Origin of the sequence: Achromobacter seleniivolatilans (genome assembly GCF_030864005.1) — a bacterium.
GTDB classification, from domain to species: Bacteria; Pseudomonadota; Gammaproteobacteria; order Burkholderiales; family Burkholderiaceae_B; genus Achromobacter; species Achromobacter seleniivolatilans.
The window spans coordinates 4818360-4840908 of record NZ_CP132976.1 but is presented as its reverse complement, the minus strand read 5'-3'; the positions used below and the strand labels follow the sequence as shown (position 1 = coordinate 4840908).

The 22549-nt window shown below is 60.9% G+C and carries 21 protein-coding genes; 14 read left to right on the top strand and 7 right to left on the bottom strand.

Annotated features, from left to right (window positions below; translation table 11 throughout):
* Positions 1 to 4 precede the first annotated feature (4 nt).
* From RAS12_RS21790 to RAS12_RS21760, 7 genes are all read left to right on the top strand, one after another.
* A complete protein-coding gene (locus RAS12_RS21790; RefSeq protein ID WP_306940764.1) occupies positions 5 to 1015 on the top strand; it encodes an ABC transporter ATP-binding protein in 1011 nt (336 codons plus the stop codon).
* Entirely contained in the window at positions 1012 to 2031 is a 1020-nt protein-coding gene (locus RAS12_RS21785; RefSeq protein WP_306940762.1) for an ABC transporter ATP-binding protein, read from the top strand. The genes RAS12_RS21790 and RAS12_RS21785 overlap by 4 nt, the downstream gene beginning before the upstream one ends.
* A 50-nt stretch (positions 2032 to 2081) precedes the next feature.
* A complete protein-coding gene (locus RAS12_RS21780) occupies positions 2082 to 3281 on the top strand; it encodes a M20 aminoacylase family protein (protein WP_306940761.1) in 1200 nt (399 codons plus the stop codon).
* 232 nt (positions 3282 to 3513) lie between these two features.
* Entirely contained in the window at positions 3514 to 4440 is a 927-nt protein-coding gene (locus tag RAS12_RS21775) for a TauD/TfdA dioxygenase family protein (protein WP_306940759.1), read from the top strand.
* 50 nt (positions 4441 to 4490) lie between these two features.
* Positions 4491 to 5534 (top strand): ABC transporter substrate-binding protein, encoded by a 1044-nt coding sequence (locus RAS12_RS21770; protein WP_306940757.1) that lies wholly within the window; start codon positions 4491 to 4493, stop codon positions 5532 to 5534.
* Position 5535: 1 nt separating this feature from the next.
* On the top strand, positions 5536 to 6378 hold the full coding sequence (locus RAS12_RS21765; protein ID WP_306940754.1) for an ABC transporter ATP-binding protein: 843 nt from the start codon (positions 5536 to 5538) through the stop codon (positions 6376 to 6378).
* Between the two features lie 21 nt (positions 6379 to 6399).
* Positions 6400 to 7278, top strand: coding sequence for an ABC transporter permease (locus RAS12_RS21760; protein ID WP_306940752.1), 879 nt, complete (start codon positions 6400 to 6402; stop codon positions 7276 to 7278).
* 88 nt (positions 7279 to 7366) lie between these two features.
* Here RAS12_RS21760 and RAS12_RS21755 read toward each other — a convergent pair whose 3' ends face one another.
* The 5 genes from RAS12_RS21755 to rpmH all read right to left on the bottom strand — a co-directional run bounded on the left by RAS12_RS21755 (position 7367) and on the right by rpmH (position 11704).
* Entirely contained in the window at positions 7367 to 8812 is a 1446-nt protein-coding gene (locus RAS12_RS21755) for a catalase (RefSeq protein ID WP_306940750.1), read from the bottom strand.
* A 269-nt stretch (positions 8813 to 9081) separates the two neighbouring features.
* A complete protein-coding gene (gene yidC / locus RAS12_RS21750; protein ID WP_306940748.1) occupies positions 9082 to 10764 on the bottom strand; it encodes a membrane protein insertase YidC in 1683 nt (560 codons plus the stop codon).
* A 48-nt stretch (positions 10765 to 10812) separates the two neighbouring features.
* Positions 10813 to 11085 carry a membrane protein insertion efficiency factor YidD gene (gene yidD / locus RAS12_RS21745; RefSeq protein WP_306951558.1) on the bottom strand — a complete coding sequence of 91 codons (273 nt, stop codon included), beginning with the start codon at positions 11083 to 11085 and terminating at the stop codon, positions 10813 to 10815.
* A complete protein-coding gene (locus RAS12_RS21740; RefSeq protein WP_306951557.1) occupies positions 11085 to 11456 on the bottom strand; it encodes a ribonuclease P protein component in 372 nt (123 codons plus the stop codon). Before RAS12_RS21740 ends, yidD begins: the two co-directional genes overlap by 1 nt.
* Before the next feature lie 113 nt (positions 11457 to 11569).
* Positions 11570 to 11704: a 50S ribosomal protein L34 gene (gene rpmH / locus RAS12_RS21735; RefSeq protein ID WP_003816025.1), complete on the bottom strand. Its 135-nt coding sequence runs from the start codon at positions 11702 to 11704 to the stop codon at positions 11570 to 11572.
* A gap of 439 nt (positions 11705 to 12143) precedes the next feature.
* On the opposite strand from rpmH, the gene dnaA reads away from it, so the two are divergent.
* The 3 genes from dnaA to gyrB all read left to right on the top strand — a co-directional run bounded on the left by dnaA (position 12144) and on the right by gyrB (position 17256).
* Positions 12144 to 13601 carry a chromosomal replication initiator protein DnaA gene (gene dnaA / locus RAS12_RS21730; protein ID WP_306940070.1) on the top strand — a complete coding sequence of 486 codons (1458 nt, stop codon included), beginning with the start codon at positions 12144 to 12146 and terminating at the stop codon, positions 13599 to 13601.
* Between the two features lie 2 nt (positions 13602 to 13603).
* Positions 13604 to 14713, top strand: coding sequence for a DNA polymerase III subunit beta (dnaN, locus tag RAS12_RS21725; protein WP_306940068.1), 1110 nt, complete (start codon positions 13604 to 13606; stop codon positions 14711 to 14713).
* Between the two features lie 95 nt (positions 14714 to 14808).
* The gene (gyrB, locus tag RAS12_RS21720; protein WP_306940066.1) at positions 14809 to 17256 is read left to right on the top strand and encodes a DNA topoisomerase (ATP-hydrolyzing) subunit B; all 2448 of its coding nucleotides are present in this window, start codon (positions 14809 to 14811) and stop codon (positions 17254 to 17256) included.
* Positions 17257 to 17362: 106 nt separating this feature from the next.
* On the opposite strand, the gene RAS12_RS21715 is transcribed toward gyrB, so the two are convergent.
* The gene (locus tag RAS12_RS21715; RefSeq protein WP_306940065.1) at positions 17363 to 18268 is read right to left on the bottom strand and encodes a LysR family transcriptional regulator; all 906 of its coding nucleotides are present in this window, start codon (positions 18266 to 18268) and stop codon (positions 17363 to 17365) included.
* 163 nt (positions 18269 to 18431) lie between these two features.
* Here RAS12_RS21715 and RAS12_RS21710 point away from each other — a divergent pair, with 163 nt between their 5' ends.
* Both RAS12_RS21710 and RAS12_RS21705 read left to right on the top strand, forming a co-directional pair.
* Positions 18432 to 18950 carry a VOC family protein gene (locus tag RAS12_RS21710; protein ID WP_306940063.1) on the top strand — a complete coding sequence of 173 codons (519 nt, stop codon included), beginning with the start codon at positions 18432 to 18434 and terminating at the stop codon, positions 18948 to 18950.
* 18 nt (positions 18951 to 18968) lie between these two features.
* On the top strand, positions 18969 to 19637 hold the full coding sequence (locus RAS12_RS21705; protein ID WP_306940061.1) for a flavin reductase family protein: 669 nt from the start codon (positions 18969 to 18971) through the stop codon (positions 19635 to 19637).
* Positions 19638 to 19673: 36 nt separating this feature from the next.
* Here RAS12_RS21705 and RAS12_RS21700 read toward each other — a convergent pair whose 3' ends face one another.
* The gene (locus RAS12_RS21700; RefSeq protein ID WP_306940059.1) at positions 19674 to 20606 is read right to left on the bottom strand and encodes a LysR substrate-binding domain-containing protein; all 933 of its coding nucleotides are present in this window, start codon (positions 20604 to 20606) and stop codon (positions 19674 to 19676) included.
* Positions 20607 to 20777: 171 nt separating this feature from the next.
* Between RAS12_RS21700 and RAS12_RS21695 the strand changes: the two genes are divergently transcribed.
* Entirely contained in the window at positions 20778 to 21689 is a 912-nt protein-coding gene (locus RAS12_RS21695) for an amino acid ABC transporter substrate-binding protein (protein ID WP_306940057.1), read from the top strand.
* An 86-nt stretch (positions 21690 to 21775) separates the two neighbouring features.
* A complete protein-coding gene (locus RAS12_RS21690; protein WP_306940055.1) occupies positions 21776 to 22543 on the top strand; it encodes an amino acid ABC transporter permease in 768 nt (255 codons plus the stop codon).
* The last annotated feature ends 6 nt before the right edge of the window (positions 22544 to 22549 follow it).

Genomic DNA, 22549 nt, shown 5'->3' with positions numbered 1-22549 from the left:
CGCGATGCAGATACCTGCTGTGGATCAATCGCTAGCGGCCGCGCCCCCCGTGCTGGAAGTGCATGGGTTGAAGACGCATTTCTTCACACGCAATGGTGTGGTGAAGGCAGTGGATGGCGTGGACCTGACGCTGGCAGAAGGGGAAATCCTGGGTTTGGTCGGTGAGTCAGGGTCGGGCAAAAGCATTACCGGCTTTTCGTTGATGGGTTTGCTGGATGAACCCGGGCGCATCGTCGACGGAGAACTACGCCTGAATGGCGAGGATTTGCGCGGGGCAAGCCCTGCGCGCTGGCGCCAGTTGCGGGGCCAGGACATCGCCATGATCTTCCAAGATCCAATGATGACGTTGAACCCGGTGCTGCGCGTGGACACGCAAATGATCGAAGCGGTCCGGGCGCATCACAACGTTTCGCGCGGGCAGGCTCGTGAGCGCGCGTTGCAGACGTTGACGATGGTGGGTATTCCGTCGCCCGAGGAACGCTTGCGGGCGTATCCGCACCAGTTGTCGGGCGGTATGCGGCAACGCGTGGCGATTGCGATCGCATTGCTGAATTCACCACGGCTGATCATTGCGGATGAACCCACGACTGCGCTGGACGTCACCATCCAGGGCCAGATTCTGTTCGAGGTGCAAAAGCTGTGCCGCGAAACGGGCACGGGCTTGATCTGGATCACGCATGATCTGGCCGTGGTGGCTGGCCTGGCCGATCGCGTGTCGGTGATGTACGCGGGGCGTGTCGTTGAGAGCGGCAGCACGGTGGATGTGATCAGCCATCCGATGCACCCGTATACACACGGACTGATCGCTTCCATCCCTACCCCTGAATCACGCGGCAAACCCCTGGTGCCGATTCCAGGCATGACGCCGTCATTGCTGAACCTGCCGCAAGGCTGTGCGTTTCGCGGGCGTTGCCCGCGTGCGACCGACGCCTGTCTGATCGAGCCGCAGCCTGTTGAAGTCCGCCCGGCGCAATGGGTGCGCTGCTGGCATGCCGGAGCCCCAGACATCAAATGAGCGCAGCAGAACGCGATGCCGTGACCCCCATCCTGTCCCTGCGTGGTGTGGAACTGCGCTTTGTGCAGCCCGTGGACCTGGCCGGGCGCATCGCGAACCTGTTGGGGGCGGGATTGAAGATACAGGTGGTGCACGCAGTGGGCGGCGTGGACCTGGAAGTGCAAGCCGGTGAGGTGATCGGCATTGTGGGTGAATCGGGTTGCGGCAAATCCACGCTGGGCCGGATCGTGTCGGGGATTCTGCCGCCGTCTTCTGGTGATGTGCACTATCACGGCAAGGCGGTTAAAGCCATGACGGGCCCTGAACGGCGCGCCTATGAGCTGGGTGTGCAGATGATCTTCCAGGACCCCTATGCCTCGCTGAATCCCCGCATGCGCGTGCGTGAAATCATTGGCGAGGCACCCGTTGCGCATGGTCTTATCCGTTCACGTGACAAGGCTGAGTATGTGGCGGGACTGATGCGCCAGGTGGGTCTGGACCCGAGTTTTGCGCAGCGCTATCCCCATCAGTTTTCGGGCGGCCAGCGCCAGCGGATCGGCATTGCGCGGGCGCTGGCGTTAAAGCCTTCGGTGATTGTGTGCGACGAAGCCGTGGCCGCGCTGGACGTATCGATTCAGGCACAGGTACTGAATCTGTTTGAACAGCTGCGCGATGATCTGGATCTGACTTATCTGTTCATCAGCCATAACCTGAGCGTGGTCAGCCATATCTCGGATCGCGTCGCCATTATGTATCTGGGGCGCGTGGTCGAACTGGCCCCGACCGACACGGTTTTTCAACGAGCAAATCATCCGTACACGCAGGCTTTGCTTAAAGAGCTGCCGACGCTCGTGCCAGGACGGCGCACGTATCAACCGATCAAGGGCGAATTGCCATCACCGTTGGACCCGCCCACCGGATGCGCGTTTCATCCTCGTTGCCCGCATGCGATGGCGCGTTGCAAGGCGGAACGGCCCTTGCTGCGTGAGATATCGCCAGGTCAGTTCAGCGCTTGCCACTTGAACGACGTTGCCTGACAGGCGTATAAACGGGCAATCGTTCTCACCTTTACTGCTTATCCACAGCCATGAAAACCATAGCCGAAATTGAACGCGTGCACGGTGAACTTACCGCGTTGCGCCGGGACATCCACGCCCATCCCGAACTGGCCTTCCAGGAAACGCGCACGTCCACGATGGTGGCTGACCGTTTGCGCGGCTGGGGCCTTGAAGTGCACACAGGGTTGGGAAAAACCGGCGTGGTGGGTGTTTTGCGTGCCGGCAGCGGCGGCAAGACCATCGGCCTGCGCGCCGACATGGATGCGCTTCCCATGCCTGAGCACAATCGCTTTGCGCACAAGTCCACCATCAGCGGCCGTATGCATGGCTGTGGCCATGACGGCCACACGGCGATGCTGCTGGGCGCGGCGCAATACCTGTCCACGCACCGCAATTTCGACGGTACGGTTGTGTTTATTTTCCAGCCGGCTGAAGAAGGCGGCAATGCTGGCGCACGCGCCATGATGCAAGATGGCCTGTTCGACAAATTCCCGTGCGACGCGGTCTTTGGCATCCACAATATGCCTGGCATGCCGGTGAACCAATTCGGTTTCCGCGCTGGCCCGACCATGGCGTCGAGCAACCGCTGGGACATCGTCATCAAGGGCGTGGGCGGTCACGCAGCGCAGCCGCACGCCTCGGTGGACCCGATCATCGTGGCAGCCGATATGGTTCACGCCTTGCAGACCGTGATCTCGCGCAGCAAGAATCCGTTGGATCAGGCAGTGCTGTCGATTACACAGATACATGCGGGCGATGCCTACAACGTGATTCCTGGCGAAGCGGTGCTGCGCGGTACGGTGCGGACGTATTCGGTGGAGACATTGGACAAGATCGAAGCGGACATGCGCCGCATCGCCACGACGTTGCCGCAGGTCTACGGCGGAACAGGCGAGCTGGACTTTGTGCGGGCGTATCCGCCGCTGGTGAATTGGGAAAAGGAAACTGCTTTTGCAGCCAAGGTTGCAGAGGATGCTTTTGGCGCAGAGCACGTGCTGCGCGACATGCCGCCATTCATGGGCGCGGAAGACTTTTCTTTCTTCCTGGAAGCGATTCCGGGGGCGTATCTGTTCTTGGGCAACGGCGACGGCGATCACCGCATGGAAAGCTATCACGGCATGGGGCCCTGCCAGCTGCATAACCCGAACTACGACTTTAACGATGCCCTGCTGCCCGTTGGGGCGACGTATTGGGTGAAGCTTGTCGAGGCGTTCATTCCTGCCGCCTGATTACGGCCACGGCGACTGTGCATCGCCGTTATTTACTTATGTGCTTTTGTGACGATGCCGCAGCTTTTTGCTCTGCGGCATTGTCCTATATGACGCCAGGCTTTGTTTAAACGCCGAGAACTTCGTTTGAGATACAAGCCCGGCTTTCCATAATCGATCATTCCTGATCCGCACTTCCGTGGATCGCAGAGCCAGACATGGCGCAACGCCGCGAGGCGGCCAGGAGTGATCGATGTCCCCAAGCAATGCCTTGCGCCGCGATGACAGCACCCTGGGTGCTGCCGTGGCCCGTCAGCAGCCCGTCCCGCAGTCTTTCGAGGTTCGCCGCCTGAGCGGGCCTGTGGGAGCCGAGATCATCGGCCTGGACCTGTCGCACGAACTGACGCCTGCTGATTTTGCGCGCGTTCACAAAGCGCATCTTGATCATCATTTGCTGATCTTTCGCGATCAGCGCATCACGCCGCAGCAGCACATTGATTTCAGCCGCCGTTTTGGCCCTTTGATGATTCATGTGCTGCATCAATTCCATCTGGCCAATCACCCTGAAATCCTGATCGTTTCCAACATCGTCGAAGACGGCAAGCCCGTCGGTCTGGGGGACGCCGGGAAGTACTGGCATTCGGATATCTCGTACAAAGAGCTGCCCAGCCTTGGGTCGTTGCTGCATGCGCAAGAGCTGCCATCTGAAGGCGGCGACACCTTGTTTGCCGACATGCATCTGGCTTACGACACCTTGCCCGCCGCGCTGCTCAAAGCGATTGAAGGCAAGCGCGCCGTGCATTCGTATCTTGCCCAATATGGGCAACTGCAGAAAGAAGGCAACTGGCGTCCCAACCTGAGCGCGCAACAGATTGCGCAGGTGCAGGAAGTGGTGCATCCCGTCGTGCGGACGCATCCGGAAAATGGCCGCCGCGCGCTGTTTGTGAGTGAAGGATTCACGACTCGCATCGTGGACATTCCTGAAGATGAAAGCCGCGCCCTGCTTGCGGAACTGTTTGCCCACAGCATCCGCGCTGAACACATTTACCGCCACCGTTGGCAGCCGCACGATCTGGTGTTCTGGGACAACCGGTCGCTGATTCATCTGGCAGGCGGCACGCCGGATCAGTTGCGCCGGAAGCTCTACCGCACCACGATCGAAGGCGACACGCCCCGCTAGCGTCGCCTTTATCAATCCGGCAGCACAAGAACTTATCCACAAGGAATACCATGCGTCTGTCATCCGCACTCCGCGACCGTTTGGTCCAAACCGCAACCGGCGCTGGCCTGGCGCTGATTTTGGCAGTGGTGGCATTAGCCTCGCCCACTCCCGCCATGGCCGAGGGACGCATCCGCATTGCCGAGCAATACGGCATTGTGTACTTGCTGTTGAACGTGGCGCGTGATCAGCAACTGATCGAAAAACACGGCAAGGCCGAAGGTGTGGATATCTCGGTCGAGTGGGCCAAGCTGTCTGGCGGTTCGGCTGTGAATGATGCGCTGCTGTCCGGGGCTGTGGATATCGCGGGAGCGGGTGTCGGCCCGTTATTGACGATCTGGGATCGCACGCGCGGCAAGCAAAATGTGAAGGGCGTGGCGTCACTGGGCAACTTTCCCTACTACCTGGTGACGAACAACCCGAATGTGAAGACGATTGCAGACTTTACGGACAAGGATCGCATTGCGGTGCCTGCTGTGGGCGTGTCGGTGCAGTCGCGTGTCTTGCAATTAGCGTCTGCCAAGCTGTGGGGCGACGCGCAATTCAACAAGCTGGATAAGATTTCCGTGGCGCTGCCGCATCCCGACGCCGCCGCCGCAATCATTGCAGGGGGCACGGAAATTACCGGCCACTTTGGCAATCCGCCGTTCCAGGAACAAGAGCTGGCCGAAAATCCCAAAGCGCGCATTGTGCTGAATTCGTACGACGTGCTGGGCGGACCCAGTTCGTCCACAGTGCTGTTCGCCACCGAGAAATTCCGCAAAGAAAATCCCAAGACGTATAAGGCGTTCCAGGGCGCATTGAAGGAGGCCGCCGCGTTTGCAGCGGCCAATCCGGAAAAAGCGGCGGACACGTACTTGCGGGTAACGGGCGCCAAGCAGGATCGCGATTTTCTGATCAAAGTGATCAAGAATCCTGACGTGCAATTCAAGCTGGAGCCGCAGAACACCTTTGCGCTGGCCGAGTTCATGCACAAGGTTGGCGCCATCAAAAACGCACCGGCCAGCTGGCGTGATTATTTCTTTGAAGATCCTCTGACGGCGCAAGGCAGCTGATATGCCTGTGATCGCCGCCAGCCCTGTGGATAACGTTGAAAAGACGGCGCCGCTGCTAGCTGTGGATAAGGTGTCGATCGAATATAAGACGCGTGAACGGCGCGTTCGCGCCACGCATCAGGTCAGTTTCCAGGTGCATGAGGCGGACCGGTTTATCTTGCTGGGGCCGTCCGGCTGCGGCAAATCCACGCTGCTTAAAGCGGCTGCCGGTTTTATTGCGCCGACCGAAGGGCGAATCACCATCGACGGCCAGACCGTGCAAGGCCCGGGCCCCGATCGCATCGTTGTCTTCCAGGAATTCGACCAGTTGCCGCCATGGAAGACCTTGCGGCAGAACGTGGCGTTTCCGCTGTTGGCCTCGCGCAAGCTGGGGCGTCGCGAAGCCGATGAACGGGCGATGTACTATCTGGACAAGGTGGGTCTGGCCGGTTTTGCAGATGCGTATCCGCATACGCTGTCTGGCGGCATGAAGCAGCGTGTGGCGATTGCCCGTGCGCTGGCGATGCAACCGCGTGTGTTGCTGATGGACGAGCCGTTTGCCGCGCTGGATGCGTTGACGCGGCGCCGTATGCAGGAAGAGTTGATGGCGTTGTGGGAAGACGTGCGGTTCACGCTGCTGTTCGTCACCCATTCCATCGAAGAGGCGCTGGTGTTGGGTAGCCGCGTGCTGTTGCTGTCGCCGCATCCAGGGCGCGTGCGCGCCGAATTGAATGCCCATGTCTTCGGCCTGCATAGCCAAGGCTCTGCGGGCTTCCAAGCGGCTGCCAGACGCATCCATGACTTGTTGTTTGAATCGCCCGCGCCTCACGGTTCGCCCTTGCAGGCCGAGCGAGCGGCCGCTTGAAGATCCCTGTTTGAGACATCGATGAATAGCATCCACGCCGCAATACCTCCTATCCGGCCAGAGGTGGAATACGACTTGCCGCCCTTGCCTGCTCAGGCGGCCGAAACACCGCTGCCGTGGCACGAACGCGTGTGGCAGCACGCGAGCCTGCGCAAGCTGGTGATCCTGATGCTGCTGGCGGGCTTGTGGGAGCTGGCGGCGCGCTACACCGACAACGATCTGCTGTTGCCCGGCGCTTGGCAAACCGCAGAGGCGTTTGTTCAGGGGATAGCGAATGGGGAGTTGCTGGCGCGGGCCGGGCAGTCCTTGCGCGTCTTGGTGCAAGGTTATCTGGCCGGCGTGGTGCTGGCGTTTGTGCTGACGACGTTGGCCGTGTCGACCCGATTCGGGCGCGATCTGCTGTCCACCCTGACTGCGATGTTCAATCCGTTACCTGCTATTGCGCTGCTGCCCTTGGCGCTGCTGTGGTTTGGTTTGGGTGAAGGCAGTCTGGTGTTCGTGCTGATCCATTCGGTGCTGTGGGCGCTGGCGCTGAATATGTATGCGGGATTTCTGGGCGTATCCGAGACACTGCGCATGGCCGGCCGGAATTACGGTCTGACCGGCCTGCGCTACGTGTTGCAGATTCTGGTGCCGGCAGCGCTGCCGGCAATACTTGCGGGCTTGAAGATCGGCTGGGCTTTTGCCTGGCGCACGTTGATCGCGGCCGAGCTGGTATTTGGCGCGTCCAGCGGCAAAGGCGGTCTGGGCTGGTACATCTTTCAGAACCGAAACGAGTTATACACAGACCGCGTGTTTGCTGGGTTGGTCGCGGTGGTGATTATTGGTCTGCTTGTGGAAAACCTGGGATTTGATAATTTGGAACGCCTGACGGTGCGCAGGTGGGGCATGCAGCGGTGAAGGGTTGCGGGCACGCAAGGCTCAATCTTTAATCCCAAAAAAAAGGCGGCCCCGAATTCGAGCCGCCTTTTTCCATTCCCAGTCGTGCCTACATCTTCAGGCCCAGCGCCTTCGCAACGCCTGCGGCATAGGCCGGATCGGCTTTCTTGAAGTGCTCCAGCTGACGGCGCTGAATCGCTTCAGGGATGCCCGCCATGTGGCGGCCGATATTGCCGAACAGCAGCTCCTGCTTTTCCGGCGTCATCAAGCGGAACAAAGCGCCTGGCTGCGAGTAGTAGTCATCGTCCACGCGATGGTTCCAGCGCGCGGCGGCCTGGCCGTCCAACGGCAGCGGCGGTTCGCCAGCTGATGGGGTTTCTTTCCACTCGCCTGCGCTATTGGGCTCGTAGTTCAGCGTGCCACCCACGTTGCCGTCCACGCGGCTGGCGCCGTCACGGTGATAGCTGTGGAACGGGCAGCGCGGCGCGTTCACGGGGATCTGGTGATGGTTGATACCCAGGCGGTAGCGATGCGTGTCGCCATACGAGAACAAGCGCCCTTGCAACATCTTGTCCGGTGAAAAATCGATACCCGGGACGATGTTGGCTGGCGTGAACGCGGCCTGCTCCACTTCCGCGAAATAGTTTTCGGGGTTCTTGTTCAGCTCCAGCACGCCGACCTCAATCAGCGGGTAGTCGCCGTGCGGCCAGACCTTGGTCAAGTCGAACGGATTGATGTGATAGATCTCGGCTTCGGCTGCGGGCATGATCTGCACCTTCAGCGTCCACTTCGGGAAGTTGCCCTGTTCAATATTGTTGAACAGGTCGCGCTGCGAGCTTTCCCGGTCGTGGGCCACGACTTGCGCCGCTTCCTCATCGCTCATACAGACCACGCCCTGCTGCGACTTGAAGTGGAATTTCACGTAGAAGCGTTCGCCGTCCTTGTTGACGAAGCTGAAGGTGTGCGAGCCAAACCCGTGCTGTTGGCGCAGATTGGCGGGTATGCCGCGATCGCTCATCAGGATAGTGACCTGGTGCAGCGATTCGGGGCTGAGGGACCAGAAGTCCCACGCGGCGGCGGCGTTGCGCAGGTTGGTCTTGGGATCGCGTTTCTGGGTGTGGATAAAGTCAGGAAACTTCAGCGGATCGCGGATGAAAAAGACGGGGGTGTTGTTACCCACCAGGTCCCAATTGCCTTCATCCGTGTAGAACTTGATCGCGAATCCGCGCACGTCGCGCTCGGCATCTGCCGCGCCGCGTTCGCCGGCTACGGTGGAAAAGCGCAGGAACAAGGGGGTTTGCTTGCCGACCTGGGAGAAGATGCTGGCGCGTGTGTAGCGCGAGATGTCGTGCGTGACGGTAAACGTGCCATAGGCGCCTGAGCCCTTGGCATGAACGACGCGTTCCGGGATGCGTTCGCGGTCAAAGTGGGCGAGTTTTTCAATCAGCCAGAAGTCTTGCAACAACGCGGGGCCGCGGGGGCCTGCGGTCAGGGTGTTGTTGTTGTCTGCCACCGGTGCGCCAGAGGCGGTGGTCAGAGGCTTCTTGTCGGTCATAGCTCACTCCCTACGTAATTCTTTCGGAATGCGCGGCGGCTGGGCCGGCCCGCGCCGAGTTGAAAATACTCGCAGCCTTGGCGGCTGCGAACATTTCCGACACATCATAGGGGTCAAGGTTTCCCTTGTGAAGTTGATTGAAGTATCAAATCTGATAAAGATTAACTATCGGCAGTGCAGGGAAAAGCGGCTTTTCTCTGGTGCGTGCAACCGCCGCAGGCATAAAAAAACCGGCCCCTTGAGGCCGGTTTTCATGATTGCAGCGGGGCTTAACGATTCGCCGCAGCTTCTGCCTTGCGTTGCATGGCGCGGGTGATCGACCACTGCTGCGCGATGGACAGCGTGTTGTTGACGCACCAGTACAACACCAGGCCGGCCGGGAAGAAGAACATCATCCCGCCAAACACCAGGGGCATGATCATCATGACCTTGGCCTGGACGGGGTCCGGAGGCGTCGGGTTCAGTTTGATCTGCAGGAACATGGTGGCCATCATGATGGCGGGCAAGATGAAGAACGGGTCGCGGATCGACAGGTCATGGACCCACAGAATCCACGGCGCTCCGCGCATTTCCACGCTGGCCAGCAGCACCCAGTACAGCGAGATGAACACCGGGATCTGCACCACCATCGGCAAGCAGCCGCCCAGCGGGTTGATCTTTTCGGTGCGGTACATCTCCATCATGGCCGCATTGAGCTTTTGCTTGTCGTCGCCGAATTTTTCCTTCAGCGCTTGCAGACGCGGGGCCACTTGCTTCATGCGGGCCATCGAGCGGTAGCTTGCGGCGGCCAGCGGGTAGAACAGGGCCTTGATCAGCACGGTCAGAGCGACGATGGTCCAGCCCCAGTTGCCCAGGAGCGAGTGCAGCCACGTCATCAGCTTGAACAGCGGCTTGGCGATGATGGTCAGCCAGCCATAGTCCACAACCAGTTCCAGGCCGGGGGCGAGCGCTTCCATGGCCTTCTGGTCTTGCGGACCAACCCACAGGTGCGAGTCAACGCGCGAGGCGGCGCCAGGGGCGATTTCGCCAACGGCTTCAACGGTGCGGGCGGCGTACAGGTTCTTCTGCACTTCCAGCACTTCGTTGGTGCGCGGCTTGCCTTGCGGCGGAACCCAGGCGGTGGCGAAGTAATGCTGAACCACGGCAATCCAGCCGTTGTCCGTCTGCTTGATGTAATTGGCCTTCTTCTTTTCGATATCGGAGAAGGTCATCTTCTGGAACTTGTCTTGTTCCGAGTAGACGGCGATGCCGGTAAACGTGTGATAGAAGCTGGACGTGTCGGCCGGGTCGTTGCCGTCGCGCTCAAGCTGCAGGTACAGCGAAGGCGTGACAGGAGCGGCGCTGACGTTGGCCAGATCGTGGCGCACGTCGATATCGTAGCGGCCGCGATGCAGCGTGAACGTCTTGGTGACCTTGACGCCGCCAGATTCGCCTTCGAACGTCACGGCCAGGTTGTCGCCGGTCAGTTGACGATCGGTGGACACCATGCGGAAAGGCGTTTGATGCGTGGGGAAGCTCTGGCCGCTGGCTGCGCCAACAACACCGGTCTGCACCACGTAATTCAGGCCTGCCGCGCGGTCCAGCAGCACGGTGGGCTTGTCGGGCTGGCCGGTTGCCGGGTATTTCAGCAGCTCGGCACGCACCAATTGAGCGCCCATCGTGTCAAACGTCAGGCGAAGCACGTCGGTCGTGATGACGATTTCTTCAGAGCGCGAGGTGGCGGGCGTCGAAGCGCCAGGCACCGCGGACGGTGCGCCGCCAGCCGCTACGGCTGGAGCGCTGGGCACCGACGGCGTTGCGCCGTTTGCGCCAGCCTGCGGTTCGCTCGTGCTGGCCGCGGGCGTAGGGCCCCCAAACAGCGACGGCTTGCCGTTATGGATCTGCCAGTTGTTCCAAAGGAGCAACAGCGAGAAGGAAAATATCATCCAAAGGACGGTGCGTCGGATATCCATGGTGCCTACTGAAGTGAATACGGGCCAGCAAAGCCCGCCAGTTTAGCGTCAATCATGCTCGATGCGGTGGCTGTGGGAGCAGCACGAGGGGCTGTTGGTTCCCTTGGCCGGCGGAACCGGATCTAACCCGCCGGGCGACCACGGATGACAACGGCCAATACGGCGCACTGCCAGCCAGAATCCGCGCCAGGCGCCATGGCGTTCGATCGCTTCAATCGCATACGCCGAGCAGGTGGGGGTAAAACGGCACTGCCTGCCAATCCAGGGGCTCAGGAAAAACCTGTAGAACCGGATAGGGGCGATAAGCAGTGCCTTGAAAATCATCGTGCGATCCGCTCAAAGTGAGCGTCCACTTCGGCTCGCACCGCGTGTTTAAGCGCGGTGAGCGTGGCGGGTGCGACCTTGCTGTGCAGGCGCACGACGTAATCTTTCGCCGGTAATGCCAAGCGCCGGTGGCGAAACGCTTCGCGGATAACCCGCTTGATGGCGTTACGCGTTCTGGCGTGGGCGGCATACCGCTTGGCGATCACCAAGCCCAGGCGCGCACAGGCAGCCTGACCAGGAGGCAACTCATTGGGCGCAGACGTCACAATGAATAACGCCCCTCGGGCAAGACGCCGGCCTTTGAGGGCTGCGGCGAACTCGGAGGGGCGATGCAGCCGCGCCTCCGGGGGAAGCGTGGAGCGCGGCATGGACTGCGGGTCAGGCGTTTGCGCGGAACCGGGACGAGATTGCGAGGGGTCTTGCAATATGGCCGGTCCGTGCATTAGTGAGGTTTTCCGAAAAAATCCGGAAAAGCCAAAACTTAGACGGCCAGACGCTTGCGGCCCTTGGCGCGACGGGCGTTCAGGATGGCGCGGCCAGCGCGGGTTTTCATGCGAACGCGAAAGCCATGAGTGCGCTTGCGGCGAGTAACGGAAGGTTGGTAGGTACGTTTCATGGACGATCCACAAAAAGAACAAAAGTCAGAAGGGACCTGCCCGGAGGGTTCCAGGACGCGCATTCAGGAAGCGGGTATCTAGTAAGCATTTTTGCAACATGTGCAAAAAACAACTTGTAGACGGGGCTCTGACTGAGAATTTCTTCTCAGGCGACCTATTCAGCAAAGCTACAAACCAGCCAGTTGTCGAGGCAGACGCATCTGTTAAGACGCTACTTCCTGTAAGGCACCTGTAGGCCCGCTAGGTGTGTACCTTGGGGGCCCGGTAATAGCTTTCTGTGAAACCTTCTGACAGACAGAATTCGGAAAAGCCCACCATTTCAGCAAGTTTTCCCTGTCTTGTCAAACAGTTAAGCTAGCGCAGTGTAGACGGTAATGTCCTACCCTGTGGATAACCCCAGCCCAGGCAAGGTAGAATCGAGGTTTGAATAAGAGCGACATGAAAGAATTCTGGCAGACCTGCGTCAGTCGTCTTGAGCAGGAACTCCCCCCCCAACAAATCAGCGCGTGGATACGACCGCTGGTCCCGCTTGCGTACGACGAGACGCAGGCGGTGCTGCGCGTTGCCGCGCCCAACCGCTTCAAGCTGGATTGGGTACGGAAGAACTTTTCCCACCAGATCGAAGCGTTGGCCGCGGAGTGGTTCAAGCGACCGGTACAGGTTTTGTTTGAGTTGCCTTCACACGGAGCTGCGCCGCGTATGCCGGTCGCGCCCGTGCGTTCGCCGCAACCCGAGCAAGCGCATCTGTCCGCTGCCCAGCCCGCAGGCGGCGCGCCGCCTGTGCACGTATCGGTCACATCCGCGCCCCCTCCTCCCGCCACGACGACGGCGGCACAGTCGGCAAACGCGGAAGCGGCCAACATCGTGTACGAGCGCTCGCGCTTGAACACCGATCTGACGTTTGAGAACTTCGTGACCGGTAAGGCCAACCAGCTGGCGCGCGCTGCCGCGTTGCAGGTGGCCGAGAACCCGGGCACTTCGTACAACCCGCTGTTCCTGTATGGCGGCGTGGGCCTGGGCAAGACCCACTTGATCCACGCCATCGGCAACGCCATGGTGGCGGCGGGTACCGGTGTGCGCGTGCGCTATGTGCATGCCGACCAGTACGTGTCAGATGTGGTGAAGGCCTATCAGCGCAAGGCGTTCGACGATTTCAAGCGTTACTACCATTCGCTTGATCTGCTGCTGATCGATGACATCCAGTTCTTCTCTGGCAAGAACCGCACGCAGGAAGAATTCTTCTATGCGTTCGAAGCGATGGTCGCGCAGCGCAAGCAGATCATCATCACCAGCGATACGTATCCGAAGGAACTGTCGGGCATCGACAGCCGCCTGATCTCGCGCTTTGACTCCGGTCTGACGGTGGCTATTGAGCCGCCCGAACTGGAAATGCGCGTGGCGATTCTGCTGCGTAAGGCGGAATCCGAAGGCGTGCCCATGCCCGAGGAAGTGGCGTTTTTCATCGCCAAGCATCTGCGCAGCAACGTGCGCGAACTGGAAGGCGCGCTGCGCAAGGTTCTGGCCTACGCCCGCTTCCACGGCCGCGACGTGCTGACGGTAGATGTTTGCAAGGAAGCTCTGAAGGACTTGCTGTCGGTATCCAACGGCCAGATCACTGTAGAAAATATCCAGAAGACGGTGGCGGATTTCTACAAGATCAAGGTGGCCGACATGTACTCGAAACGGCGGCCCGCCAATATTGCATTGCCGCGTCAGGTTGCGATGTACCTGGCGAAGGAGCTGACTCAGAAAAGCCTGCCGGAAATCGGCGATTTGTTCGGTGGCCGTGATCACACCACCGTACTGCATGCCGTACGCAAGATTTCCGACGCCCGCGCAAAGCAAGCGGAGCTCAACCATACCCTGCACGTGTTGGAACAAACTCTAAAAGGATGAACATGCAACTCGTACAAACCACACGCGATGCATTGCTGAAACCGTTATCGACTGTGGCGGGCATCGTCGAAAGACGCCATACCCTTCCCATTCTGGCGAACATCCTGATGCGCAAAGAAGGCAACAAAGTTGCTTTCATTGCGACCGACCTGGAAGTACAGATCACCACTCATGCGGATTTCGGCGTGGGCCAGGACAACGAGTCCACCACCGTCGCAGCGCGTAAGTTGCTGGATATCCTGAAGGCATTGCCAGACACTGGCGATGTGCGCCTGGCGCTGGCCAGCAATAAGTTGTCGGTTCAGTCCGCCAAGAGCCGCTTTGCGTTGCAGACGTTGGCTGCAAGCGAGTTCCCCACCGTTGCTCAACCCGAGCATTGGGACGTCTCGCTGACCATGCCCCAACGCACCTTGCGCCATCTGTTCAACATGGTGCACTTTGCCATGGCGCAACAAGACATTCGTTACTACCTGAACGGCATGCTGCTGGTGTTTGAACCGGGCCGTGTGCGCGCTGTTGCCACCGATGGCCACCGCCTGGCGCATTGCTCGACTGAAGCCGACGGCATCGCCGAACGTCACGAAGTTATCGTGCCGCGCAAGACCGTGCTGGAAATGCAGCGCCTGCTGGAGGACTCCGACGAGGTGGTCTCCATTGATGTGGCGCCGGGCCAGATCCGCTTCCGCTTCGGCGATGTGGAGCTGGTGTCCAAGCTGGTCGAAGGCAAGTTCCCCGACTTCACCCGTGTGATTCCCACGAACTACACGCGTCACTTCATGGTGAGCCGCGAAGCGCTTCAGGGCAGCTTGCAGCGTGCAGCCATTCTCACGACCGACAAGTTCAAGGGTGTGCGTCTGCAACTGGCGCAGAACCAGATGAAGATTTCGTCTTCCAACGCCGAGCAAGAAGAGGCGCAGGAAGAAATCGACATCGACTACGGCCATGAGGCCCTGGATGTGGGCTTTAACGTGGGCTATTTGCTTGATGTGCTGGCCAACGTGAAAGTCGACAATATCCAGTGGTCGGTCATGCCCGATGCCAATGCGTCGGCGCTCATCACCCTGCCCGAAGACGACCAATTCAAATACGTCGTCATGCCCATGCGGATTTAATCCGCGCGCCTATTGTGGGTTTGTGCCGCTTGCGGGCTTAGGCTCGCGGGCGGTCCGGCCGCCAGGCCGTTCTTTAAAGCGTTATCGATACAGACATGTCAGATCAGCAGAACACCACTCCCGAGAACAGCGGCTACGGCGCTGACTCGATCAAGATGCTCAAGGGGCTGGAGGCCGTGCGCAAGCGCCCCGGCATGTACATCGGCGACACGTCGGACGGTACCGGCTTGCACCATATGGTGTTTGAAGTCGTGGATAACGCCATCGACGAAGCCCTGGCCGGACATTGCGACGACATCGTCGTGACGATCCACACCGACAACTCGATTTCCGTGACCGATAACGGCCGCGGTATCCCGACCGATATCCACAAGGAAGATGAATTCCACCGCAGCGCGGCGGAAATCGTCATGACCGAACTGCACGCCGGCGGCAAGTTCGACCAAAACTCGTACAAGGTGTCTGGCGGTTTGCACGGCGTGGGCGTGTCTTGCGTGAACGCCCTGTCCGAATGGCTGCGTCTGACCATTCGCCGCAATGGCCAGGTGCACCAGATGGAATTCCGCCAAGGCGCGCGCGTTGCGCCGCTGGCGGTGACCGGCACGACGGACATGCGCGGCACGGAAGTGCGCTTCCTGGCCGACCCGGTCATCTTCAACAACATCGAATACCACTACGAGATCCTCTCCAAGCGCTTGCGCGAGCTCTCGTTCCTGAACAACGGCGTGAAGATCCGCCTGGTGGATCAGCGCAACGCCAAGGAAGAGAACTTTGCGTTCTCGGGCGGCGTTAAGGGTTTTGTTGAATACATCAACCGCAGCAAGACCGTGCTGCACCCGAACGTGTTTTCGGTCAGCACCGAATCGGCCGCCGGTGGCGTGTCGGTGGGCGTTGAAGTGGCGATGCAGTGGAACGACAGCTACAGCGAAAGCGTGCTGTGCTTCACCAACAACATCCCGCAGCGCGATGGCGGTTCGCACTTGACGGGTTTGCGTGCGGCCATGACCCGCATCCTGAACAAGTACATCGCCGACAACGAGCTGGCCAAGAAGGCCAAGGTTGAAACGTCGGGCGACGACATGCGCGAAGGCCTGGCCTGCGTGCTGTCGGTGAAGGTGCCCGAGCCCAAGTTCAGCAGCCAGACGAAGGACAAGCTGGTCTCCAGCGAAGTGCGTCCGGCCGTTGAAGAAGCCGTGGCGCGCACGCTGGAAACCTGGCTGCTTGAAAATCCGAACGACGCCAAGTCGCTGTGCAACAAGATCGTTGAAGCCGCCCGTGCTCGCGAAGCCGCGCGCAAGGCTCGCGAAATGACGCGCCGCAAGAGCGTGCTGGAAGGCGCTGGCCTGCCCGGCAAGCTGGCTGACTGCCAAGAGAAAGACCCGGCGCTGTGCGAGCTGTACATCGTCGAGGGTGACTCCGCAGGCGGCTCGGCCAAACAAGGCCGCGACCGCAAGTTCCAGGCCATCCTGCCGCTGCGCGGCAAGGTGTTGAACGTTGAAAAGGCGCGCTTTGACCGCCTGATCGCCAGCGAACAGATCGCCACCTTGATCACGGCGCTGGGCACCAGCATCGGCCCCGATTTCAACGTGGACAAGCTGCGTTATCACCGCTTGATCATCATGACTGACGCGGACGTTGACGGCGCGCACATCCGCACTTTGCTGCTGACGCTGCTGTATCGTCAGATGCCTGAACTGGTTCAACGCGGCTATGTGTATATCGCCCAGCCGCCGCTGTACAAGGTGAAGGTTGGCCGTGAAGAGCGGTATCTGAAGGATGACCAGGAAGAAGCGCAGTTCATGCTGCAACTGGCCCTGAAGGACGCGGAGATCATCTCGGGCGGCAACATCATTCGTGGCGAAGAGCTGACCGATCTGGCCCGCCAGTACGTTGCTGCCGACGGCGTCATTGCCCGTCTGTCGCGCGTGTTCGACGTGGGCGCGCTGTCGGCCATGGCCGAAGGCGTGGAAATCAATCTGGATACGGCCGAAGCCACCGCAGACTCGGCCAAGCGCCTGGCCGACGCCATGCGTGATCCGGTCAACGGCAATGGCGTGGATGTGGTGCCGCAGTTCGACGAGACGACCGAACGTCACCGCCTGTCCGTGCAGCGCATGCACCATGGCAACGTGCGCGTCAGCATCATCGATGCCGACTTCGTCAACGGCGCTGATTACGCCATCTTGTCCAAGGCGGCTTCCAGCTTCCTGGGCAAGGTGGGATCGCGTTCGCTGGCCGCTCGCGGTGAAGGCGACAAGCGCAAGGAACAGACGGTGTCCGACTTCCGCGAAGCCATGCAATGGCTGCGCAGCGAAGCCGATCGCAGCATCTCGAAGCAGCGCTATAAGGGTCTGGGCGAAATGAACCCGTCCCAGCTGTGGGAAACCACGATGGACCCGAAGGTGCGCCGCCTGTTGCGCGTGCAGATCGAAGACGCGCTGGCGGCTGACGAGGTCTTCCAGACCTTGATGGGCGACGACGTGGAACCGCGCCGCGCCTTCATCGAAAGGAATGCGCTCTCGGCAGGCAATATCGACGCCTGATCGCCACCGCGTTGGTATAGCGAAGGCCAGCCTGAAAAGGCTGGCCTTTGTTTTTTGGGGCGGGCCAAGAGCCTGCAGCGCGAGGTGCGCCAAGGTCCGACGGGGATTATGCCGTGGCGTCGCAAACCTGCTTGACCGTTTGCCTCAGCCAGCGATGCGCCGGGTCGCTATCGAGCCGCGGCGGCCACGCCTGGATGACCGTCACCGGCGTCATCGGCACCGGCGACTCAAAGGCGCGCAGCTTCAGTCCAAGGCGTTCGATGCCGGGCATCAGGTGCTGGGGCATGGACGGCAGGATCAGGTCGGAATCAGCCAGCGCAAAGATGGCGGCGTGAAACGTGGGTGTGATCAGTGAGACATGGCGTGTCAGGCCCAGCTCGGCCAGGGCAAGGTCGATGGGGCCTTGCGCGCGGCCGCGGCGGGACACGCTGATGTGGTCATAGGCGACGAATCGTTCAGGCGTGACGGCGCCTTTGAAGATGGCGTGTCCGGCGCGGGCGAGACCGCAGAAGGACGTGGTGAACAGACTCTGCACCTTGATGTCGGCGCCGAACTTTTGCGATGAGCCAATATAAAGGTCGGCCTCGCCGCTGAGGGCATCGGTGTCGTCTTCACCTTCGGAGACGAAACGCAGCACCGTGCGCGGGGCATAGCGGCGCAAATGTTCGCGCAGGCGGCCGCCGTAGCCGCCGATGAAAACGTCGTTGGCGCGCAGGGTGAAGACGCGGGTCAATGTGGCCAGGTTCAGGTCTTGGCTGAATGCGGAGAAGACCGATTGCGCCTGTTCGACCACGCTATGGACCTGCGCTTGCAGTTCCAGCGCGCGCGGCGTGGGCGCCAGGCCGCGGCCCGACCGTACCAGCACGGGATCGCCCACGGCGTCGCGGATGCGGGCCAGACTGCGGCTCATGGCCGGGGTGCTCAGGTTGAGGCGGCGTGCGGCGCCTGCGACGCTGCCTTCCTGAATCAGCACGTCCAGGGTCAGCAACAGGTTGAGGTCTGGCAATTTCATACGGGCAAGCATAGCGCGGCGCGGGCCGCCAGCGCGTGCGCCAATGTTGCGCCCGGTGCAATCGTGAATTGCTTTGAGCGGCATTCCTCAGCGTGCAAACGACCGCCAACATGGCCGCTTTGGCGGCGCATGGGCGCCAGCCGGAGACACCAAGGAGAGACAAATGGCGCTGGATGTTCTGGAGCTGCATCATCACGCGGTGCGCATGCCGCTGGCCAAGGTGACGGCCATGGGCGCGTTCTACGGGGGCGTGCTGGGGTTGGATACCGATCAAGGGCGCTGGGAGATTCCGGGCATCGCGGGATACTTCCTGGACCTGGGCAATGATTGCCAGATCCATCTGCTGGGCAGCGACGGCCCCTCGCCCTATTCTCAGGGGCCAGGTTGCGACCCTGTGGAAAACCACGTGGCGCTGGCGGTGCGAGACATCGCGGCTGCCGAACTGGAACTGCAACGCCAGGCGGTGGATTACTGGAAGCTGGATAACGTGGCGGCGCCTGAACTGATGCAGCTGTTCCTGCGCGACCCGGTGGGCAATCTGATCGAACTGCATCAGATCGGCCGTTGCCGCTGTAAGCGCAGCGACCGCCAGTTTGCCGATGCGAAGGCGGCGGGCGGCGCCGCGCCTGCGCCGGCCGCACCTAAGCCGGCCGCGCCTGAGCCGGCCGCCACGCAAGACTGACGCGGCTGGGGACAACTCATGTTCATCGATTTGAATGCCTTGGCGGGACCGGCCCGATACAAGCTGCTGACTGCGGCGATTGTGCCGCGCCCTATCGCCTGGATCGTGTCCCGCGATACCGAGGGGGCGACAAACGTGGCGCCCTTCTCGTTCTTTAACCTGATGTCGGGAGATCCGCCGCTGATCTGCGTGGGGATCGGCGTGCGTGATGGCGTGCCCAAGGACACGGCGCGCAATGTTGCCGAGCGAGGTGAGTTCACCGTGAACCTGGTGTCGGCCAGGCTGGCTGCAAGGATGAACGTGACGGCCGTGGACTTTCCAGCGGGGGTGGACGAATCGCTGGAAGCCAGGCTGGTGCTGTCGCCATCTACCCGGATCGGCGTGCCGCGCGTGGCGCAGTCGCCGGTCGCGTTCGAGTGCCGGGTGCATGAACTGATCCGTATCGACCGCCGCAGTCTGGTGGTCGCCGATGTGGTGGCGATGCATGTGCAGGACGACATGATGGCCGACCGGGAACACCTGTATCTGGACGGCCCGAAAATGGACCTGCTGGCGCGGCTGCACAATCCTGGCTGGTATTGCCGTCCGCAGCCAGCCTTCCAGATGCCACAGTTGACGCTGGCGCAATGGGAAGCGCTAAAGCTGTCGGGCGAGGCGGACAGCTACTTGGAACAACATCTGAGCTAGACGGGCCGGGTGCGCATCCAAGACCGGCCTGCCCCATCAGCGGGCGGGCCGCGTTTTCAAGTCGCCCATTTCTTCTTGCATGAGCTGGTGCGCATAGCGTGAGAACACGCTGACCAGCCGGGTGCGCGTGTGATACGGCGGGTACAGCAACGCCACCGTGACCGTAACCGAGGGGCTGAAAGGCCGGACCTCGACGCCGTTGGCTTCGTATTCCTCGCGCGCGGCCAAGGGGTTGATCAGCGCCACGCCCAGGCCTGCGCCCACCAGCGCGCAGACGGACGAGCCCAGCCCGGCCTCGGCCACGGTCTGCCTTTCGACCTTGGCCGCCTTGAACACGGCGTCGATCTTTTCACGCAGAGGGGTCGCGCTGGGAAAGGAGATGAAGGGCTCGCCAGCGAAGTCGGCGGGTTTGAGCTTCTTCAGCTTGGTCAGGCGGTGCCCTTTGGGCAGCACGGCCACGCAGCTCATCGTCAGCACCGGTTCAACCTGTATGCCTGGGCTTTCCCCGGACAGCATGGCCAGGCCCGTGTCGCAAAATCCCGAACTGATCCAGTTGTGCACGGCACTGGCGTTGCCGGAGTGGATGGACACCATCACGTCCGGATATTCCGTCTTGAAGGCGGCGACGATGCGGGCCAGCAAGCCGCCAGCCAGCCGGGGCATGGCCGCCACGCTCAGGCGGCTGGCGCTGAACGAGCGGATGCTGGCCGCTGCCGATTCCAGGCCGGCCAGGCCGATAAAGGTCTTTTCCACCTCTTGAAAGAAGCGCGAACCGTCTTGCGTGGGGCTTAGCCGGCTGCCATTGCGATCGAACAAGGGGAACTGCGTGATCGCTTCCAATTGCGCAATTAAGCGGCTAACGTGCGGCTGCGAGGTATGCACGCGCCGCGCGGCGGCCGTCATCGAGCCCGTCATCATGACGGCTCGGAAAGCCTCGATGTGTCTTAAGCCCATCCGTGGAATGGCCATATCAAATCCGTATAGAGGAATACCCGATTGGAACTGGATAAAACCATACTGCTAGTTGATACTTTTTGCCAGCCGCGGGGCTCATCGCGGGACGCGGCGGTTACCAATCAGTTTGGCACCGCTGTTCGTGAACATAAATACGCGCCGCACGTACGGCGCCAAGGGATTCAAATGAAAGCTTTTGCTGCGATTTCCGTCGCCGCTGCCCTGCTGGGCGGCGCCGCTACCGCTCATGCCGAAGGCCCCAGCCGCCTGGACAAGATCCGGGAAACCGGCGTGATCACCATTGGCCACCCTGAAACTTCGGTTCCGTTCGCCTATCTGGACGGCAATCAGAAGCCGGTGGGCTACACGGTTGAGATCTGCCAGGAAGTCGCACAGTACGTGAAGGCCGCACTGAAATTGCCCAAGCTGGACGTGCGCTACAACCCGACGACGTCCGCCACGCGCATTCCGCTGCTGGCTAACGGCACCATCGATCTGGAATGCGGCAACACCACCAATAATGTGGACCGCCACAAGCTGGTGTCGTTCGCGCCTACGACTTTCGTGGCGCAAGTCGTGCTGGTGGCGCGCAAGGATGGCGGCGTGGACCCCAACAATCTGGAGTCCTTCCGTGGCAAGACCATTGCTGCGCAAGCTGGCGGCCAGACGTTCCGGCTGATTTCGGGCCTGAACGCCAAGGGCAACCTGGGCATCACGATGGCGCCCACCAAAGACACCGCCGAAACCATCCTGATGGTGGAATCCGGCCGCGCCGCAGGGTCGGCCAATGATGACGGTATTGCCTACGGCGCCGTGGCTTCGTCGAAGAACCCCGATGCGTTCGTGATTGGCAAGAAGGGTCTGGAAATGGCGCCCTACGGCATCATGGAACCCAAGGACGACCCGGCCTTCAAGAAGGTGGTGGACGACGCCGTGCTGGACTTGATCAAGACGGGCAAAATCGCCGCGATCTACGACAAGTACTTCAATTCGCCGATTCCTCCGAAGCAAATCAACCTGAAGTATCCGATGAGCGACGCGTTGAAGCGCGCGCTGGCCAACCCGACGGATTCGGGTGACCCCAAGGCATACGAGTAAGCAGGTAGTCCGCGGGACGCCAAGTGCGTCCCGCGGCGGTTTTGGGGCAAGGCGCCGCGGCCGGCGCCGCCATCTAGGGCATAGGCATGAATTACAACTGGAGTTGGAGCGTCTTCCTGGAGATGTCGCCTGATGGCGTACATACCTTCCTGGAAACGATCCTGATCGGCGTGGGGTGGACGCTGGCGTTGGCGCTGACGGCGTGGGTCTTCTCGCTGTTGCTGGGTTCTTGCCTGGCCGTGATGCGCACCGCACAGTCGCGCTGGATGAACGCGCTGGGCGCGACGTATGTGGAGATCTTCCGCAACGTGCCGCTGCTGGTGCAGATGTTCTTATGGTATTTCGTGTTGCCCGAGCTGCTGCCACATGCCTGGGGTTTGGCAATGAAGCAGATGCCGCAGCCTTGGGGGCAATTCGTGCCTGCGGTGCTGTGTCTGGGTTTTTATGGAACGGCGCGGGTGGCCGAGCAGCTGCGCGCGGGCATTCAGTCATTGCCGCGCGGCCAGTTTCAGGCGGGTACGGCGCTGGGTCTGACCGAAGTGCAGGTGTACCGCTACATCATCCTGCCCGAAGCCTTCCGCATTGTGCTGCCGCCGTTGACGTCTGAATTCATGGGCACCATCAAATATTCGTCGGTGGCGCTGACGATCGGTCTGTTGGAGCTCACGGGCCAGGCGCGGTCCATGCAGGAATTCAGCTTCCATATCTTCGAGGCGTTCTCCGCAGCAACGGTGATCTATCTGATCCTGAACGGCACTGTTGTGCTGGGCATGCGTCTGCTGGAACGCCATGTTGCGGTTCCTGGACTGATCGGTGCGGCGGCCAAGAATGGTCCGGCCGCGGCAGGCCGATAGGGGACC

Excerpts from the sequence above, each read along its gene's own strand:
- RAS12_RS21770 (WP_306940757.1), top strand. The coding sequence starts at position 4,491 with ATGCGTCTGTCATCCGCACTCCGCGACCGTTTGGTCCAAACCGCAACC.
- RAS12_RS21690 (WP_306940055.1), top strand. The coding sequence starts at position 21,776 with ATGAATTACAACTGGAGTTGGAGCGTCTTCCTGGAGATGTCGCCTGAT.
- RAS12_RS21705 (WP_306940061.1), top strand. The coding sequence starts at position 18,969 with ATGTTCATCGATTTGAATGCCTTGGCGGGACCGGCCCGATACAAGCTG.
- RAS12_RS21765 (WP_306940754.1), top strand. The coding sequence starts at position 5,536 with ATGCCTGTGATCGCCGCCAGCCCTGTGGATAACGTTGAAAAGACGGCG.
- RAS12_RS21700 (WP_306940059.1), bottom strand. The coding sequence starts at position 20,606 with ATGGCCATTCCACGGATGGGCTTAAGACACATCGAGGCTTTCCGAGCC.
- RAS12_RS21715 (WP_306940065.1), bottom strand. The coding sequence starts at position 18,268 with ATGAAATTGCCAGACCTCAACCTGTTGCTGACCCTGGACGTGCTGATT.
- rpmH (WP_003816025.1), bottom strand. The coding sequence starts at position 11,704 with ATGAAACGTACCTACCAACCTTCCGTTACTCGCCGCAAGCGCACTCAT.
- RAS12_RS21785 (WP_306940762.1), top strand. The coding sequence starts at position 1,012 with ATGAGCGCAGCAGAACGCGATGCCGTGACCCCCATCCTGTCCCTGCGT.
- RAS12_RS21695 (WP_306940057.1), top strand. The coding sequence starts at position 20,778 with ATGAAAGCTTTTGCTGCGATTTCCGTCGCCGCTGCCCTGCTGGGCGGC.
- RAS12_RS21740 (WP_306951557.1), bottom strand. The coding sequence starts at position 11,456 with ATGCCGCGCTCCACGCTTCCCCCGGAGGCGCGGCTGCATCGCCCCTCC.
- RAS12_RS21790 (WP_306940764.1), top strand. The coding sequence starts at position 5 with ATGCAGATACCTGCTGTGGATCAATCGCTAGCGGCCGCGCCCCCCGTG.
- RAS12_RS21775 (WP_306940759.1), top strand. The coding sequence starts at position 3,514 with ATGTCCCCAAGCAATGCCTTGCGCCGCGATGACAGCACCCTGGGTGCT.
- RAS12_RS21755 (WP_306940750.1), bottom strand. The coding sequence starts at position 8,812 with ATGACCGACAAGAAGCCTCTGACCACCGCCTCTGGCGCACCGGTGGCA.
- dnaA (WP_306940070.1), top strand. The coding sequence starts at position 12,144 with ATGAAAGAATTCTGGCAGACCTGCGTCAGTCGTCTTGAGCAGGAACTC.
- RAS12_RS21710 (WP_306940063.1), top strand. The coding sequence starts at position 18,432 with ATGGCGCTGGATGTTCTGGAGCTGCATCATCACGCGGTGCGCATGCCG.
- RAS12_RS21760 (WP_306940752.1), top strand. The coding sequence starts at position 6,400 with ATGAATAGCATCCACGCCGCAATACCTCCTATCCGGCCAGAGGTGGAA.
- dnaN (WP_306940068.1), top strand. The coding sequence starts at position 13,604 with ATGCAACTCGTACAAACCACACGCGATGCATTGCTGAAACCGTTATCG.
- gyrB (WP_306940066.1), top strand. The coding sequence starts at position 14,809 with ATGTCAGATCAGCAGAACACCACTCCCGAGAACAGCGGCTACGGCGCT.
- RAS12_RS21780 (WP_306940761.1), top strand. The coding sequence starts at position 2,082 with ATGAAAACCATAGCCGAAATTGAACGCGTGCACGGTGAACTTACCGCG.
- yidC (WP_306940748.1), bottom strand. The coding sequence starts at position 10,764 with ATGGATATCCGACGCACCGTCCTTTGGATGATATTTTCCTTCTCGCTG.